Source organism: Micromonospora sp. B9E7, assembly GCF_039871815.1.
In the GTDB taxonomy this organism is placed as follows: domain Bacteria; phylum Actinomycetota; class Actinomycetes; order Mycobacteriales; family Micromonosporaceae; genus Micromonospora.
On the sequence record NZ_JBDPLX010000007.1, the window covers coordinates 127282 to 144288 of the forward strand.

Here is a 17007-nt window from a genome sequence, read left to right on the forward strand (position 1 = left end):
GCGCAGCGCCTCTCTGATGGCTCCGGGGGGACCACCATCAACAACCTGCCGGGCACAGCAGTCGCCCAGCCCCGTGGACATCTGGAAGGACGTGCGATGACCGATGGTGCGGAACGGCCGGGGGTGCGGGTCGACGATCACGCACCGAAGACCCCCTGCTGGAGCTGCGGCTCCTGCGGTGACGAGTGGCCGTGCGCGACGAAGCGCAGCCGGCTGCTGGTGGAGTACGGGGGTGACCGGGCAATGCTCAGCGTCTACCTGGGCTCCTGTCTCGCCGCTGCCACTGAGGATCTGCGAGCCGCCCCGGTGATGTCGCTACAGGACCGGTTCATCGGCTGGTTGCCACGCGGTTCCCGGCGCGCCTGAACCGCTGGTGGCCCCGCTGCGGGCGGGGCCACCAGCGGCGCGGCTGGTTCAGCGACGCCGAGGCCGCCTGGTCATCGCGAAGCCGACCACGCCGGCCACCGCGGCGAGCACGCCGCCGATGCCGGTCCAGACCCAGCGCGAGCCGAGATCCGGCAACCAGTCCGCGAGCGAGCCGGCGTCGTCGTCAGCCTCCGGGTCGGCCACGGGTACGGCGTTGAGCACCGTGCCCGCCTTGGTGTTCGGCACCAGAGGTGCGGCCAACTCGCCGTCGTCGGCCGACGCGCCGTGGTCGGCGACTGCGCCGGCCAGCAGGTCCACGTCGACAGGTGCGCCAAGATCCGGTTCGGGCAGGTCGATCACGGAGAGCCGGATGACGTACGTGCCGGGCAGTGGGTCGGCCGACCAGGGCTCCGCCCACGGTCGCACCTCGCGCAACGTGCAGCCCAGCGACACGGTCGACGCCTTCGCGTCCACCGTCGGGGTCTGCGCCCCGGCGGTGCACGCCTGACGTCGGCGCAGCCCGTCGAAGACGTCGACCGTCCAGGTGGATGCGCCGCTGCGCCCCTTCGGGAAGGTGACGGTGGCGGTGATCTCGTGCACCTGACCGGCCGTGGCGGAGAACGCCCAGTAGAGGTGGTCGCCGATCGAGGCGTCCACCCGCACCGGCTGTCCGGCGGAGATCGGGGTGGCGGTGAGGAACGACGTGCCGGCCCGGTTCACCGGTGTGGCTCCCGGCGAGGGGGTCGGAGCGGCAACGGCGGCGGCGGGGATCAGGGTGGCCCCGCCTGCGGCGAGTAACGCCGCCAGCGACCGGAACAGTGCGCTACGCATCAGTTCTCCCTCCAGGTGGCGACCCACCAGCGGGTGAGCAGCCCGGCGAGCAGCCCGGTGATCAACCCGGCGACGGTGAGCAGGGCGAGCAGCACCCAACCGCGGCCGAGATCCGGCCCGTCCGGAGCGGGTGCGGCGGCGACCACGTCGACGGTCAACTCCACCGGCATGCCCGGGGTGGCCGCGGTGCCGGGGCGCGGGGCGAACGAGTTGCTCACCACCAGGCAGACGGTGGTGGGTTCGACGACCGGCGCGGAACTCTCCGTCGTCTCCGCGGCATCCTCGTCGTCGGCGGTGGCGGACCAGCGCAGCCCGGCGGAGAGCACATCGGCGCGCCCGCTGCCGGCGTCCGCGCCCCGGACCAGTTCCCGACCGTCCGCCGCGGTGGCCCGCAGCAGCACCCCGTAGTCCCGGTTCACGGGTCGGTCCAGCGCGATGCTCACCGACGCCCGCAGTTCCTGGCCGGGGCGTACCGGCACCCGGTAGTAGCGGTGCTCGGAGAACGCCTCCCGGTCGGCGTAGACGCCGGGGGCGAGCAGCGGCGCCGAGTCGCAGGCGTTCGCGCCGCCGACCACCGTCGGGGCGCGGGTGTGCGTGTCGCCGGCCCGCTCGACGAGCTGTTTGATCCGGCCGGTCAGCTCCTCGGCGCTCTGCGCGGCGGTGTAGGTGCCCCCGGTCGCGCTGGCGATGCAGAGCAACTGCCGGCGGACCTTCTCGTCGGGGGCCAGGCCGAGGGTGTCGACGACCAGACTCGTGCCCTGGGCGGCCAACTCGCGGGCCACCTCGCACGGGTCCGGCGGAGCGCAGGTGTCCTCGCCGTCGGTGATCAGCACGATCCGACGGGTGGTGGCCCCACTGCCCAGGTCCTGTGCGGCCGAACGCAGTGCGAGGCCGACGGGTGTGAATCCGGTCGGCCGTAGCGTCGCCACCGCCGCCTTGGCCGCGGTCCGGTCCACCGGGCCGACCGGCACGATCTGCTGGGTGTCCTGGCAGCCGACCTTCTTGTCCTTACCTCGGTAGGTCGCGCCGAGCACCCGGATGCCGAGCTGGGTCTCCTCCGGCAGCGCGTCCACCACCTCGTTGAAGGCGTGCTGGGCGACGGAGATCCGGCTGCGTCCGTCGATGTCGGCGGCGCGCATCGAGCCGCTGACGTCCAGCACCAGTTCGACCCGGGGTGGCTCGGGCGCCGGCTCCTCGTCGGCCCACGCCGGGGCGGGCCCGGTCAGCGCGGTGGTCGCCAGCAGTCCGAGAAGGACAGCCGTCGATCGTCTGAAGTTGATCACGGCCCGCAGTGTAGTGAGATCCACTTTGGATGATCGTTTGGGTGGTGAAGATCGAACCCCGACGCCCGCCGACCAGGCCGGCGACCGCCTCTGACCGGTCGCTTCCGCGCTCTGGGTCCACGCCAGGTCACCCTCGGTCAACGGCGGGAAGGAAGGTGGCGGTCCGGCCGTCAACCGTCGGAAATCTGACCCAAGTCGACCCGTTGTGCCGGTGGTGCGCGGTGGTTAAGCTCTTCATGCGCGCCCCAATCGCCCGCTTCCCCCGTGGCAGGCGATCGGGGCGCGCGTCTTTGTCAAGAAGGGCCCGCACGCTTCGGCGTGCGGGCCCTTCTTCCGTCGCGCTGTGCGGCGCGTCGCCTGTCGATGCTTATATCCACCGACCGTCGAGCCACATCCGGGACAGCCAGTCCGAGTACGGGATCACCTTGCCGACGAAGATCGGATAGAAGTACGCGAAGCAGAGCGCCACCAGCAGCACGTAGGCCCCCGCCGCGATGCTGCCCACCAGTCGGCGCTCATAGCTCGGGTCACCGGGCACCAGCGGCGCCACCGCACCCACGTCGGCCCCGGCGGGCGCGATCAGCGCGCCCAGCACGTACACCACGGCCAGCACCAGGAACGGCACCGCCGGCGCGGCGTAGAACGAGAACATCGTCCGGCCGTCGAGGGCGAACCAGAACCACGGCAGCAGCCCGGCGGCGACGGTGAGCAGGATCGCGCCGGCCCGCCAGTCCCGACGAGCCAGACCCAGCCAGGCCAGCGCGACCAGGGCGGGCAGGAACGACCACCAGAGCAGCGGGGTGCCGAGCAGCAGGATCTCGGAGGAGCAGGTCGGCGCGCCGCAGACGCCGTCGTTGGCGTAGTGGAACGCCACCGGCCGGCCCAACAGCAGCCATTGCCACGGCCACGACTGGTACTTGTGCGTGTCGTCGAGCTGGGCGTGGAACCCGTACGCCGCGCGGTGGTACTCGAAGAGATTGATCAACGGACCGATCACCGGGCGGTCGCTGAGCGGGGCGCCCGGGTGGGCCGACGCGAGCCGGTAGTAACCGTCGTCGGTGAGCAGCCAGCCTGACCAGGTGGCGAGGTAGGTGCCCACCATGACCACGCCGGCGAGTACCAGCCAGGGCAGCTCGTCGAGCAGGGTGTCCCGCCAGGGCCGGCGGACCCCCGCCGAGCGGCGGACGCCGACCTCCCAGAAGAGCACCAGCAGCGCGAAGGCCGGGACGAAATACAGTGCGCTCCACTTCACCGCACAGGCACAGCCGATCAGCACCCCGGCCGCCAGCCGCCACCACGGCCAGGTGCGCCAACCGGTCGGCGGGCGGCCGGCCCGGCCCGGCAGGCTCGGATCGAGCCCGTCGTCCAGGGCCCGCGCCCAGCGGCGACGGCGGGCGTCCCGATCGAGCACCAACGCGCCGAACGCGGCCAGCACGAAGAAGAGCAGGAAGATGTCGAGCAGCGCCGCGCGGGACAGCACCAGGTGGAAGCCGTCCAGGGCGAGCAGCAGGCCGGCCGCGCAGCCGAGCACCGTCGAGCGGAACATCCGCCGACCGATGCGGACCAGCAGCAGCACCGACAGCGTGCCGATCACCGCCGCCGAGAATCGCCAGCCGAACGCCGGCGCGGTGGTGATCAGGTGGCCGGGCACGGAGACCTTGGACTCGGCGTCCTGGTAGCCGAAGGCCCACTCGCCGACGCCGATCAACCACTTGCCCAGCGGCGGGTGCACCACGTACGACGCGACGTTGTCCTTGTAGTTCCACTCCACGCCGCGGGAGATCAGCCCGTAGGCGTCCTTGGCGTAGTACGTCTCGTCGAAGATCTTGCCCTTCGGGCTGGACAGCCCCACGAAGCGCAGGATCGCCGCGATGGCCACCACGACTGCCGTGGCCAGCCAGGAGAACCGGTCCACCTGGGTGTCGACGGTGGCGAACCGTCGCCGGACCACGGCGGCAAGCCCACCGCCCTCGGCGCTCGGTGCCGTCGGCTCCCGGGTGGCACTGGGCTCGCCCGTCACCTGGATCATCTTGTCCGGATCGGCGCTCGGGCTCTGCGCTGTCGACGCACTCGTCACCCGGCGATCGTAGGCTGCCAAGGTGTCCGGTGGCGTCCGTCGTCCCTGATACCGGTATTCCCAGCAATGAAGGAGACGAATTCGTGGGTGAAATGTCCGAAGTTGGGCGCCTGATTCTGCTCGGTGCTCCACTCGGCAACCCCGCCGACGCCTCGGCCCGACTCCGGGAGGTGCTGAGCAGCGCCGACGTGGTCGCCGCCGAGGACACCCGCCGGCTCACCCGGCTGGCCCGTGACCTCGACATCACCGTCGGCGGTCGCATCGTCTCCTACTTCGAGGGCAACGAGGAACGGCGCACCCCCGAGCTGGTCGAGGCCATCCTCGGCGGGTACGTGGTGGCGCTGGTCACCGACGGGGGAATGCCCAGCGTCTCCGACCCCGGCTACCGGCTGGTCCGTGCCACGTTGGATGTCGGGGCGCCGGTCACCGTCGCCCCGGGGCCGAGCGCGGTCACCACCGCGCTGGCCGTCTCCGGGCTGCCCTGCGACCGGTTCTGCTTCGAGGGCTTCCTGCCCCGCACCCCCGGCGGGCGTCGATCCCGGCTTCGTGCGCTCGCCGCCGAGGAGCGCACCCTGGTCTTCTTCGAGGCGCCGCACCGGATCGCTGCGACACTCACCGACCTGGCCGACACGTTCGGGGCGGACCGGCCGGCCGCGCTCTGCCGCGAACTCACCAAGACCTACGAGGAGGTGCTCCGCCGCCCGCTCGGCGAGCTGGCCCGGTGGGCCACCGAGGGGGACCCGCGCGGAGAGATCACGCTGGTGGTGGCCGGAGCGCCGGTGACCGCCCCGGAACGCCCGGACGACGACACCCTGCGCGCGGCGGTCGCCGAGCGGGAGGCCGCCGGCCGGTCCCGCCGGGACGCCATCACCGAGGTCGCCACCGAGTACGCGCTGCGCCGCCGGGACGTCTACACGATCGTGCACAGCTGACCCAGGCGCCGGCCGTGGTGGGTTCACCAGGCGGCGACCAGGAAGCCGGCGGTGATCAGCACGGGGCCGGCGACGGCGGCGGTCACGGCCCAGCGGCGGTGCCGACGGCCCGGCAGCCGGGCCGACCCGGTCCACCGGACGATGCCGGCGGTGCAGCCCAGCACCACCAGCAGGCCGGGCAGCCAGCGCAGATGCCGGCCCACGCCGGTGTCCGCGTACGCGGTGATGGCGTCCGGGCCGGTCATCCGGGCCGACAGCGGCGTACCGCCCGCGTTCGCGACGCCGGGCACGCCGCTCACCCGTACACCGTGCGCGATGAACCGCCCGTCCTGCGCCGTGAACGTCCCCCGACACCGTTGGGTGAGCCCGTCGCCGGTGCAGCCGTCGATCACCACGGTGCCCACCCGGGCGTGCCCGACCGCGAGCCAGAACGGGCCGGCGCTGACCCAGGCGAAGAAGGCCGCGACCAGGCTCAGCGCCACCAGCGCGGCGAGCCCGGGCAGCGGATCGGGGGGCGGGGCCGCCCGGCCCGGCGGCCGGCGCCGCATCGGGCGGAAGTCCAGGTCCCGGTCCGGCGCCGGATCCTCCCGGACCGGGGTGCCGTCCCAGTGCACCTCCTCGATCGGTGCCCAGAAGGCGTCGTCACCGTCCGGTGTGTCACCGTCGACCCGGCGGCCCCGGTGCCGTCGACCCTGCTGCCGGACGGGCACTCGACGCGGTATCGCGTCCACCGGCGCCCCGGTGGTCGGCTCCACCTCGACGGCCTCCGTGGTGGGGACCGGCGAGCCGACGGTCGGCCCCGGAGGGCTCGGTCGGGCCGGGCTCGGCACGGGTGCCGCCGGGGTCGGCCGGGCCGGGGTGGGTGTCGGCGCGCCCGTCGTGGGCCGGGCCGGCGTGGCGGCATGCCCCACCGACGCGCTCTGCTGCTTCTCCGGCCGGTCGGCCCGCTCGGCCGGGCTCGGTCGCGGGCTGGGACCGGGTCGTGCCGCGGAACCCGGGTCCGTGCCGGGCACCAGCCGGGGCTGGGGTGCGACCCCGGCACTCCGGGGCGAGGCCGGATCGGGGCCGGGGTCGTCGTCGACCGCCGGCCCGGTGGGACGGTCCTCGTGGTCCCGTGCCGCTCGTCTGCCAGTCACGACGTTCATTGCACACCGGTCCGGGGGGCGGAACGGGCAGCTTGACCGCGTGTCGGCGACAAATCGGACCAATGGTCGAGGCGGTCGGCCCGGTCCGCTGGCGCGGCACCCCCTATTGGTTCGCGGGCGCCCCGGACGGGTCACTAGGCTTGCTGCTCATGAGTCACGTTCTCGCGGCAGTGGCCTGGCCGTACGCCAACGGCCCCCGCCACATCGGCCACGTCTCCGGTTTCGGCGTTCCCTCCGACGTCTTCGCCCGGTACATGCGGATGGCCGGCCACGACGTGCTCATGGTCTCCGGCACCGACGAGCACGGCACCCCGATCCAGGTGCAGGCCGACGCCGACGGGGTCACCCCGCGCGAGCTGGCCGACCGGTACAACAGGGTGATCGTCGAGGACCTGCACGGTCTCGGTCTGTCCTACGACCTGTTCACCCGCACCACCACCCGCAACCACTACGCGGTGGTACAGGAGTTGTTCGAGGGGATGTACCGCAACGGCTACATCGTGCCGAAGACCACCATGGGTGCCATCTCCCCGTCCACCGGGCGCACCCTGCCCGACCGTTACATCGAGGGCACCTGCCCGATCTGCGGGTACGACAGCGCCCGGGGCGACCAGTGCGACAACTGCGGCAACCAGCTCGACCCGATCGACCTGATCAACCCGAAGTCGCGGATCAACGGGGAAGCGCCGAAGTTCGTCGAGACCGAGCACTTCTTCCTGGACCTGCCCGCCCTGGCCGAGGTGCTGCGGCAGTGGTTGGACACCCGGGAGGGATGGCGGCCCAACGTGCTGCGGTTCTCCCGCAACCTGCTCGACGACCTCCAGCCCCGGGCGATCACCCGTGACCTGGAGTGGGGCGTGCCGATCCCACTCGACGGCTGGCGGGACCGCCCGGACAAGCGGATCTACGTCTGGTTCGACGCGGTGATCGGCTACCTGTCCGCCTCGATCGAGTGGGCCCGCCGCTCCGGCGACCCGGAGGCGTGGCGGAAGTACTGGTCCGCCGACGCGGAGGGTAAGGACGCCCGGTCCTACTACTTCATGGGCAAGGACAACATCGTCTTCCACTCGGTGATCTGGCCTGCGCTGCTCTCCGGCTACTCCGGCGAGGGCTCCCGCGACGGTGAGCCGGGCGAGCTGGGCCGGCTCAACCTGCCCACCGAGGTCGTCTCGAGTGAGTACCTGACCATGGAGGGGCGCAAGTTCTCCTCGTCCCGCAAGGTGGTCATCTACGTCCGCGACTTCCTGGAGCGCTACGACGCGGACGCACTGCGCTACTTCATCGCCGCCGCCGGCCCGGAGAGCAACGACACCGACTTCACCTGGGCCGAGTTCCTCCGTCGCAACAACGACGAGCTGGTCGCCGGCTGGGGCAACCTGGTCAACCGGTCCGTCTCCATGGCGGCGAAGAACTTCGGCGCGATCCCGCCGGTCGACCCGGCCGGGCTCACCGAGGCCGACGAGGCGCTGCTCGCGGTGGCCCGGGCCGGGTTCGCCACGGTCGGTGACCTGATCGGCCGGCACCGGCAGAAGCAGGCCATCGGTGAGGCCATGAAGGTGGTCGCCGAGGCCAACAGGTACCTCTCCGAGCAGGCCCCGTGGAAGCTCAAGGACGAGGCGGACAAGCCCCGGATGGGCACCATCCTGCACGTCGCCCTCCAGGTGATCAGCGACGCCAACACGCTGCTCACCCCGTTCCTGCCGCACTCCGCGCAGCAGGTGCACGAGCTGCTCGGCGGCACCGGTGTGCACGCCCCGATGCCCGTCATCGAGCAGGTCGACGACCTGGACGGCGGCCCGGCGTACCCCGTGCTCACCGGTGACTACACCGTGGGCGCGCGCTGGGAGTCGGTGCCGATCGAGGCGGGTCGGCCGCTGGCCGCGCCGAAGCCGGTGTTCCGCAAGCTCGACCCGTCGATCGTCGACGAGGAACTGGCCCGGCTGGCGGGCTGAACGCACCAGGCGCTCGGCGGCAGGGCAGCCCTGCCGCCGAGGGCGGTCACATCGCGTACCGGGTGTCCATCACCTGGTCGTCGGTCACCTCGGTGCCCAGCGCCCACGCCTCGTAGACGCCCCGTTCGTGGCACTGCGCGCCGGTCGCCACCACCGCCTCCGGGTTCGGGAAGCGCAGGCGCACCCGCAGCCAGCCGGCCTCCTCCCGCAGCACCAGGCAGGGCACACCCCGCCACTGGGCGAACCGGAGCCGGCGGGCCACCGCGTCCACCGGGTAGCGGGCCGCCCGGGTCATCGCCAGCACCCGGAACCCGCCGGGCAGGTCGGCCACCGCCTCGTACTCGGTGTCGCCGTAGAGACCGACAAGTTGGGTGGAGCGCGGCGCGTCCCCGTTCGGCACGTACTCCTGGTCCGGGGAGAGGCCCGGCACCCCGGCCAGCAGGTGCCGCCACTGCGGGCCCACCATCCGCAGCCACCCGCGCTGCTCGGCCTGGTACGTGTAGAGCACGACCTCCACCCCCTCCGCCGGGTAGGCGATCAGGGCAGCGTTCGACGGCATCGGCAGGTCGGCGAAGTCTCGGGTGATGAACTCCGGGATGAGTTGGCCGTTGCTCGGCACGAAGCCCGTGCCCAGCACCGGCGCCCCGAGCCGGTCCCGGGACGCCAGCGCGGTCAGGCCGTGGTGCGCCTCGCCCACCGGCACGTCGTAGTCGCCCGGGTCGGACGCCCGCCAGCGCAGCGCGTACGTCACATCCGGCCCTTCCCGGCCGACGTCACCGTCGCTGCGCAGCACCTTCGTCGCCGCCGGCGTACGCAGGTGCGCCACGTCGTACTCGCGGTAGCAGAATCCGTGTGGCAGCCAGCCCCGCAGATAGCCGGCGAGCTGCTGGGCGGAGAGAACCTTCACCATGCGGGTGCCCCGCCGGACCACCGCCGACGCGCGCGCCGCCGCCAGCACCGGGTCACCCGCTGCGGCCGGCTGCTGGCTGAGCTGGTGCAGGTACGCCCAACCCCGCTCGCGGTGCGCGGGCATCATCAGCGGCATCTCCGGCTCGTCGGCCGGCTCGGTGGCCCCGTGCACCGCGGTCACCTCGCTGACGTGCACGAACCGGTGCCACGGCAGCGCGCTGCCCGGCCGGGGCGCCCACTCGAAGCCGGCCACCTCGTCGGCGCTGAACAGCTCGTACGCGGCGCCCCGGGCGATCTCCTCGGCCGGGTACATGCCGCCGCCGAACGCCACGTGCAGGCCGGTCCGTTCGCCGGCGGTGCCATCGGCCCGGGGGGTGACGCTCATGCCGTCATGTCCCTCTGTTCGATGAGATGGGGTGTGCAACCTGTCGCGTCCGTTCGGTGGTGACCGTAGAGTCGCGCGGCGTAGTCGAGGTGAACGTCGGGTGGCGGGCAGATGGACAGGCCCGGTGTGTGATGCTGTCGCTGATGAGCGAGCCGACTGAATCGCGCCGAGAGCGTGCCGCCCGGCGGGCCGGAGAGTTTCCGCCGGCCCCCGAGCCGCTGCCCCGGGCGGTACTGGACAGTCACACCCACCTGGACATCACGGTCAGCGAGGCCGGTGTGCCCGGCGGCGGGTCGGCCGACGACCCGGTTGCGGTGGCGATCGAGTTGGCCACCAAGGTCGGGGTGGACCGGCTGGTCCAGGTGGGCGTGGACGTCGCCTCGTCGCAGTGGGGCGCGGACATCGCCGAGCGGTATCCGGCCGTGCTGGCCACCGTGGCGTTGCACCCCAACGAGGCGCCCCGGCTGACCGACCTCGACGAGGCGCTGCGGCAGATCGAGTCGCTGGCCGCCCGCGAGCGGGTTCGGGGGATCGGCGAGACCGGAATGGACTTCTTCCGGACCGGCGACGAGGGGCGTGCCGCACAGGAGGAGAGCTTCCGGGCGCACATCGCCATCGCCAAGCGGTATGGAAAGGCGTTGGTCATCCACGACCGGGACGCCCACGCGGACGTACTGCGGATCCTCGACGACGAGGGCGCGCCGGACCGGGTGGTGCTGCACTGCTTCTCCGGTGACGCCGACTTCGCCCGCGAGTGTGTCCGCCGTGGTTACCTGCTCAGCTTCGCCGGCACCGTCACGTTCGGCAGCGCCGCCGCGCTGCGCGAGGCCGCCGCGCTGACCCCCGTCGACCAGATCCTGGTGGAGACCGACGCCCCGTACCTCACCCCGACGCCGCACCGTGGCCGGCCGAACGCGTCGTACCTGATCCCGCTCACCGTCCGGGCGCTCGCCCAGACCACCGGCGCCGACCTGGACGAGCTGTGCGCGGCCATCTCCGCCACCGGTGACCGGGCCTTCGGCCCGTGGTGAGCCCGGCCCGACGGTCGATGCCGACCCCGTCGTTAGGCTTCCAGGCATGACCGGTCTCCTCGGCCCGGCGGAGATCCGGGAGCTCGCCGCCCGGCTGGGCGTCGCGCCCACCAAGAAGCTGGGCCAGAACTTCGTGCACGACCCGAACACCGTGCGCCGGATCGTCACCGCCGCCGGCCTGACCCCCGACGACGTGGCCCTGGAAGTCGGCCCCGGACTCGGCTCGCTGACCCTGGGGCTGCTGCCGATCGCCGGGCATGTGCACGCCGTGGAGATCGATCCGGTGCTGGCCGGGGCGCTGCCGGAGACCGCCGCGAGGTACGCCGGGGCGGACGCCGACCGGCTCACCGTGCACCGCGCGGACGCCCTGCGCGTCGACGCCGCCGAGTTGGCCGACCCGCCGCCGACCGCGCTGGTGGCGAACCTGCCCTACAACGTCGCGGTGCCCGTGGTGCTGCACCTGCTCGCCGTGCTGCCCACCCTGCGGCATGGCCTGGTCATGGTGCAGAAGGAGGTCGCCGACCGGCTGGTCGCCGGGCCCGGCTCCAAGGTGTACGGAATCCCGTCGGTCAAACTCGCCTGGTACGCCCAGGCCCGGGGCGCCGGACGGGTGCCCCCGAACGTGTTCTGGCCGGTGCCCAACGTCGACTCCGGCCTGGTCGCCTTCACCTGCCACGAACCGCCCCGAGCCGACGTACCCCGGGAACGGGTCTTCGCCGTGGTCGACGCGGCGTTCGCGCAGCGGCGCAAGACACTGCGCGCCGCGCTCGCCGGCTGGGCCGGTGGCGCGGACCGGGCCGCCGCCGCGCTCACCGCGGCCGGCGTCGACCCCGGTGCCCGGGGGGAGTCCCTGACCGTCGAGCAGTTCGCCGCCATCGCCGCGTCGGCTCCGGTCGGTACGCCGGCCGCGAAGTAGGCTGACGCCGTGCCCGCCGAGGACGCCGAGGAGCTGATCGTGGCCAAGCCGTTCGACATCCGCCTGCGCATCCGGGACATCACCCCGTGACCGAGGCCTGGCGTCCGGACGGCGAGGACGAGCGACGCGGGGCCATCGGGCCGGTGAAGGTCCGGGTGCCCGCGAAGGTCAATCTGCACCTCGGGGTGGGCCCGCTGCGCCGTGACGGCTATCACGAGCTGAACACCGTCTACCACGCCATCTCGATCTACGACGAGTTGACGGCCCGTCGGGGTGACACGCTCGCCCTGACCATGGAGGGCGAGGGCACCGGCGAGCTGGCCCTGGACGACACCAACCTGGTGATCCGCGCGGCGCACGCCCTCGCCGGGTACGCGGGTGTGCCGCCGCACGCCCGGTTGCACCTGCGCAAGCAGATCCCGCTCGCCGGCGGGCTGGCCGGCGGCAGCGCCGACGGGGCCGCCGCGCTGGTGGCCTGTGACGCACTCTGGGGCACCGGGCTGTCCCGCGACGAGTTGGCCGGGATCGCCGCCGACCTCGGCTCCGACGTGCCGTTCCTGATCTACGGGGGCACCGCGCTGGGCACGGGCCGGGGTGAGGCGATCAGCCCGGTGCTGGTCCGCCCGACCACCTGGCACTGGGTGGTGGCGATCGCCGACGTCGGCCTCTCCACCCCCACCGCGTACCGCGAGCTGGACCGGCTGCGCGACTCCGGTGCCGCCGGTGCCCCGCTGGGCTCCACCGACGCCCTGCTGGGCGCGCTGCGTCAGCGCGACCCCCGGGTGCTCGCCCGGACGCTCGGCAACGACCTCCAGGACGCCGCGCTGGCCATGCACCCGGCGCTGGCCGACACCCTCAAGGCCGGCGAGGAGGCCGGCGCGCTCACCGGGATCGTCTCCGGCTCCGGCCCGACCTGTGTGTTCCTCGCCGCCGACGCGGCCGACGCGGAGCGGATCGCCGCCGAGTTGACCGCCGCGGACGTGTGCCGGGAGGCGCGGGTCGCACACGGCCCGGTCGCCGGCGCCCGCGTCGGCTGACGGCACGTCCCACCGGTCCCGCGGGCGCGCGGCGCGGTCGCCCGGGGTGTCCGCGTACCCTTGGGACAGGCGTCCAGGTGCCCGCCGGCACCGGGACGCCTTGATCATGAAGGGTGGAACGTGGCGAACATCGTCAATCTGGACCGGGTGTCCAAGGGGTACGGCGCGGCAGGGCGGCTGCTCACGGACGTCTCGCTCGGCCTGGACGACGCCGACCGGATCGGCGTGGTCGGCCTCAACGGCGCCGGCAAGTCCACCCTGCTACGGCTGCTCACCAAGCAGGAGGGCCCCGACGACGGTCGGGTGACCCACCGTCGCGACCTGCGCGTGCTGTGGCTGCCGCAGCAGCTCACGCTCGCCCCCGACTCCACCGTCCGGGACGTGGTGCTGGGCACCGCCTGGCTCGACGAGGGCATGGGCGCCGAGCACGAGTGGGCCGGTGACGCCGGGGTGCGTGCCATCCTCGACGGTCTCGGCATGCCGCACCTGGGTCTCGACCAGCCGGTCGGCCCGATGTCCGGTGGCGAACGACGCCGGGTGGCGCTCGCCGCGCTGCTCGTCCGCGACTCCGACCTGCTCATCCTCGACGAGCCGACCAACCATCTCGACGTCGGCGGTGTCGACTGGCTGGCCCGGCACCTGGTCGGCCGTAAGGGCGCCCTGGTGGTGGTCACCCACGACCGGTGGTTCCTCGACGCGGTCTGCACCACCACCTGGGAGGTCGCGGACCAGACCGTTCGCGCCTACGAGGGCGGCTTCGCCGCCTGGACCCTGGCCCGAGTCGAGCGCGAGCGCGTCGCCGCCGCGACCGAGGCCCGCCGGCAGAACCTGCTCCGCAAGGAGATCGCCTGGCTGCGCCGTGGTCCGCCAGCCCGAACCTCCAAGCCCCAGTTCCGCATCGACGCCGCGAACGCGTTGATCGCCGACGTGCCGCCGGCGCGGGACACCATGTCCCTGCAACGCATGGCCGTCTCCCGGCTCGGCAAGCAGGTGTACGAGCTGGAGAACGTCGAGCTGCACGCCGGCCCCAAGGAGATCCTGCGCGACGTCACCTGGTTGGTCGGTCCCGGCGACCGGATCGCCATCCTCGGCGCCAACGGCGCCGGCAAGACCACGTTGCTGCGGATGCTCGCCGGCATCACCCGCCCCGACGGTGGCCGTCTGGGCACCGGCTCCACCGTACGGCCCGCGTTCCTGTCCCAGGAGCTCGCCGAGCTGCCCGGGCACCTGCGCGTGCTCGAAGCCGTCGAGGAGGTCGCCCGCCGGGTGCAGCTCGGTGACCGGGAGGTCTCCGCGTCCCAGCTCGCGGAGGTGTTCGGCTTCGACGACCGCAGGCTCTGGACCCCGGTCGGCGACCTCTCCGGTGGGGAACGCCGCCGGTTGCAGATGCTGCGGCTGCTCGCGGGAGAGCCCAACGTCCTGCTCTTCGACGAGCCCACCAACGACCTGGACACCGACACCCTCGCCGCGTTGGAGGACCTGCTCGACTCGTGGCCCGGCACGATCATCGTGGCGAGTCACGACCGCTACCTGATCGAGCGGGTCACCGACACGGCGTACGGCATGTTCGGCGACGGCCGGCTGGTGCACCTGCCGGGCGGCGTGGACGAGTACCTCGCGCGGACCGCGGAGCGGGCCGGCACCACCCGGCCCGGCGCCAACCCGACCGCCGCGCCCGCCGGCCCGACCGCGAGTGGCATGTCCGCCGCCGAGGTCCGCCAGGCCCGCAAGGAACTGAGCCGACTGGAGCGACAGCTCGGCAAGCTCGACCAGCGCGAGACCACGTTGCTCGATCAGCTCGCGGCGGACGCCACCGACTACGCCCGGGTCGCCGAGTTGGACGCCCAGCTCAAGGATCTGCGCGCCGAGCGGGAGCAGATCGAGGAGAGCTGGATGACCCTCGCCGAGGACCTGCCGGAGAGCTGAACGGTCCGGGCGCGCCGGCCCGGGACCGTGTGCGGCGTCACACCGCCACATGCGAGACAATCGTCGGCGACACCTCACCCCACGGCGTTGGAGACACAGACATGGCCCACACCCCCGTCAACCACCCCGCGCGGCCGATCTACCGGGCGATCGGCGGGCTGACCGGTCTGTACCTGGTGGTCTTCGGTGTGCTCGGCATCATCACGAGCACCGGCAACGAGATCCTCGCCCAGGACGACACCCGGGTCCTCGGTCAGGGCACCAACCTCGGCTTCTCGCTGCTCAGCGTGCTGCTCGGGATCGTCGTGCTGGTCGGCACCGCGCTCGGCCGCAACATCGACGTGGTGATCAACCAGTGGCTGGCGTACGCCCTGATGGTGATCGGCCTGGGTGGTCTCGCGTTCATCCGGACCGACGCCAACATCTTCAACTTCAGCATCACCACCGTGGTCGTGGTGCTGACGGCTTCCCTGGTGCTGCTCATGGTCGGCATGTACGGCAAGGTCGGGTCCGAGGAGGAGGCGGAGGCCTTCCACAAGGCTCGTCTGATTCTCTGATCGTTGGTCGCGGCCGTGGGTTTCGCCGGAGCCCGAGATTGTTGCGGCGGGGTTTTCGCCGGAGCCCGAGCTGCTCCGGGCGGTCAGGCTTGATCCCTGCGCAGCTCGGGCTCCGGCGAAAACCTGACCTTGGCCCAGCCTTCGGCGGACTTCCGGCATTGTGGTTCTTCGGACAGTCGGCTCCGCCCTGGGCGACAATCCTCCTGAAACGGTCAATCAGGGGGTCAGGGGTATGCCGCACTTTCCGGTTAATCATCCGGCACGGCCGCTCTACCGGGTCCTCTCCGGTCTGGTCGGCGTCTACATCCTGGTCTTCGGCGTGTGGGGCGTCGCCGAGACGATCGGAGACCCGCTCTTCGCCCGGAGCAGCACCTGGGCCCTCGGGCTACGGACCAACCTGGCCTTCTCGCTCGCCTCGGTGATCTTCGGAATCGTCCTGATCATCGGGGCGTCGCGGCGGAGCAACCTCGGCCACTACATGAACCTCACCGCGGGTGTGGTGTTCCTGGTGACCAGCATCCTGATGATGTCCGTGCTGCAGACCGACGCGAACTTCCTCAACTTCTCGATGTCGACAGTGGTCGTGTCGATGCTGTTCGGCCTGATCCTGTTCGGCACCGGCCTGTACGACAAGGTCGGCCCGGCCGAGCACGCGGAGGCGGAGCTGGAACGCCGTAGACACCCGGTGGCCGACGCACACCGCCGCTGAGCGGGACTCAGCGGCGGCGGGCGGTCAGCGTGCTCAGTGTCGGCGCGCGGTGATCAGAGTCGGCTTTGCTTCCAGGTGCGACAGCCCGTTCCACGCCAGGTTGACGAGGTGCGCCGCCACCGTCTCCTTGCGGGGCTTGCGGACCTCCAGCCACCAGCGCCCGGTCAGGGCCACCATGCCGACGAGCGCCTGCGAGTACAGCTCGGCGAGCTTCGGGTCGTACCCGCGGCTCTTGAACTCGGCACCCAGTATGTGCTCGACCTGGTGCGCCACATCGTTCATCACGCTGCTGAAGTTGGCCGTGCCGGACATCAGCGGCGACTCGCGGACCAGGACCCGGAAGCCGCTGGCCTCCTCCTCGATGTAACCCAGCAGGGCCAGCGCCGCCTGCTCCAGCAGCTCCCGAGGATGCCCGGCGGTCAACGCCGTGGTGATCCGGTCCAGTAGGGCCCGGACCTCCCGGTCCACCACCACCGCGTACAGCCCCTCCTTGCCGCCGAAGTGCTCGTACACCACCGGCTTGGAGACCTTGGCGCGGGCGGCCACCTCCTCGATCGAGGTGGCGTCGAAGCCGCGCTCGGCGAAGAGTTGCCGGCCGGTCGCGATCAACTGCTCCCGTCGCTGGGCCGCCGACATGCGGACCCGGGAGGTGGGTTTGGCCTTCGGTGCCGGGGCGGGCGGCGTCGTCCGCCGGCCGCCGACACCGTCGCCGTCACTGACCTCGGGCATGTCGCCGCCTCGCTGGCGCTCGGTGACGCCCTGCCGTGGGATGGTGCCTCCGCTGTGCCCGTTCACGTCGTCGCCTCACTGTCGGACGGTCCGACCGCCCTGCCGCGTCGTCCGACCGTATCCGGATCGGATCCGGCTCCCCGTCGGCCGAGCCGTCCGGTCCCCCCGCGTGGCTCAGTCATCTGGCCATCCTGCCAGGCGGCATCCCGGCACACCGCCCGG

General features: G+C 72.4%; 15 protein-coding genes. 9 read left to right on the top strand and 6 right to left on the bottom strand.

From position 1 onward, the window contains the following. Window positions 1-96 precede the first annotated feature (96 nt). The gene (locus ABGB10_RS13960; RefSeq protein ID WP_347661303.1) at window positions 97-366 is read left to right on the top strand and encodes a hypothetical protein; all 270 of its coding nucleotides are present in this window, start codon (window positions 97-99) and stop codon (window positions 364-366) included. A gap of 48 nt (window positions 367-414) precedes the next feature. On the opposite strand, the gene ABGB10_RS13965 is transcribed toward ABGB10_RS13960, so the two are convergent. The 3 genes from ABGB10_RS13965 to ABGB10_RS13975 form a co-directional block, all read right to left on the bottom strand. Next, on the bottom strand, window positions 415-1197 hold the full coding sequence (locus tag ABGB10_RS13965; protein ID WP_347661304.1) for a peptidase: 783 nt from the start codon (window positions 1195-1197) through the stop codon (window positions 415-417). Continuing rightward, entirely contained in the window at window positions 1197-2480 is a 1284-nt protein-coding gene (locus ABGB10_RS13970) for a VWA domain-containing protein (RefSeq protein ID WP_347661305.1), read from the bottom strand. The genes ABGB10_RS13965 and ABGB10_RS13970 overlap by 1 nt, the downstream gene beginning before the upstream one ends. Before the next feature lie 367 nt (window positions 2481-2847). Beyond that, window positions 2848-4557, bottom strand: a complete 1710-nt coding sequence (locus ABGB10_RS13975) for a phospholipid carrier-dependent glycosyltransferase (RefSeq protein WP_347661306.1) — start codon at window positions 4555-4557, stop codon at window positions 2848-2850. A gap of 83 nt (window positions 4558-4640) precedes the next feature. Between ABGB10_RS13975 and rsmI the strand changes: the two genes are divergently transcribed. Continuing rightward, the gene (gene rsmI / locus ABGB10_RS13980) at window positions 4641-5489 is read left to right on the top strand and encodes a 16S rRNA (cytidine(1402)-2'-O)-methyltransferase (protein WP_347661307.1); all 849 of its coding nucleotides are present in this window, start codon (window positions 4641-4643) and stop codon (window positions 5487-5489) included. Window positions 5490-5512: 23 nt separating this feature from the next. Here rsmI and ABGB10_RS13985 read toward each other — a convergent pair whose 3' ends face one another. Then, window positions 5513-6625 (bottom strand): hypothetical protein, encoded by a 1113-nt coding sequence (locus ABGB10_RS13985; RefSeq protein WP_347661308.1) that lies wholly within the window; start codon window positions 6623-6625, stop codon window positions 5513-5515. 158 nt (window positions 6626-6783) lie between these two features. On the opposite strand from ABGB10_RS13985, the gene metG reads away from it, so the two are divergent. Beyond that, window positions 6784-8586 (top strand): methionine--tRNA ligase, encoded by a 1803-nt coding sequence (gene metG / locus ABGB10_RS13990; RefSeq protein ID WP_347661309.1) that lies wholly within the window; start codon window positions 6784-6786, stop codon window positions 8584-8586. Between the two features lie 46 nt (window positions 8587-8632). Here metG and ABGB10_RS13995 read toward each other — a convergent pair whose 3' ends face one another. After that, window positions 8633-9880: a hypothetical protein gene (locus tag ABGB10_RS13995; RefSeq protein ID WP_347661310.1), complete on the bottom strand. Its 1248-nt coding sequence runs from the start codon at window positions 9878-9880 to the stop codon at window positions 8633-8635. Window positions 9881-10011: 131 nt separating this feature from the next. Here ABGB10_RS13995 and ABGB10_RS14000 point away from each other — a divergent pair, with 131 nt between their 5' ends. The 6 genes from ABGB10_RS14000 to ABGB10_RS14025 all read left to right on the top strand — a co-directional run bounded on the left by ABGB10_RS14000 (window position 10012) and on the right by ABGB10_RS14025 (window position 16056). Next, window positions 10012-10911: a TatD family hydrolase gene (locus ABGB10_RS14000; protein ID WP_347661311.1), complete on the top strand. Its 900-nt coding sequence runs from the start codon at window positions 10012-10014 to the stop codon at window positions 10909-10911. A 46-nt stretch (window positions 10912-10957) separates the two neighbouring features. Further along, window positions 10958-11827, top strand: coding sequence for a 16S rRNA (adenine(1518)-N(6)/adenine(1519)-N(6))-dimethyltransferase RsmA (gene rsmA, locus ABGB10_RS14005; protein WP_347661312.1), 870 nt, complete (start codon window positions 10958-10960; stop codon window positions 11825-11827). 86 nt (window positions 11828-11913) lie between these two features. Then, complete coding sequence (locus ABGB10_RS14010; protein WP_347661313.1) at window positions 11914-12864, top strand: 4-(cytidine 5'-diphospho)-2-C-methyl-D-erythritol kinase; 951 nt, start codon at window positions 11914-11916, stop codon at window positions 12862-12864. A 120-nt stretch (window positions 12865-12984) separates the two neighbouring features. Beyond that, window positions 12985-14790: an ABC-F family ATP-binding cassette domain-containing protein gene (locus tag ABGB10_RS14015; RefSeq protein ID WP_347661314.1), complete on the top strand. Its 1806-nt coding sequence runs from the start codon at window positions 12985-12987 to the stop codon at window positions 14788-14790. 101 nt (window positions 14791-14891) lie between these two features. Further along, window positions 14892-15347 (top strand): DUF4383 domain-containing protein, encoded by a 456-nt coding sequence (locus ABGB10_RS14020; protein ID WP_347661315.1) that lies wholly within the window; start codon window positions 14892-14894, stop codon window positions 15345-15347. A 232-nt stretch (window positions 15348-15579) separates the two neighbouring features. Then, window positions 15580-16056: a DUF4383 domain-containing protein gene (locus tag ABGB10_RS14025; RefSeq protein ID WP_347661316.1), complete on the top strand. Its 477-nt coding sequence runs from the start codon at window positions 15580-15582 to the stop codon at window positions 16054-16056. Window positions 16057-16089: 33 nt separating this feature from the next. Here the strand turns inward: ABGB10_RS14025 and ABGB10_RS14030 are convergent, their stop codons facing one another. Then, window positions 16090-16785: a TetR/AcrR family transcriptional regulator gene (locus tag ABGB10_RS14030; RefSeq protein ID WP_347661459.1), complete on the bottom strand. Its 696-nt coding sequence runs from the start codon at window positions 16783-16785 to the stop codon at window positions 16090-16092. Between the last annotated feature and the right edge of the window lie 222 nt (window positions 16786-17007).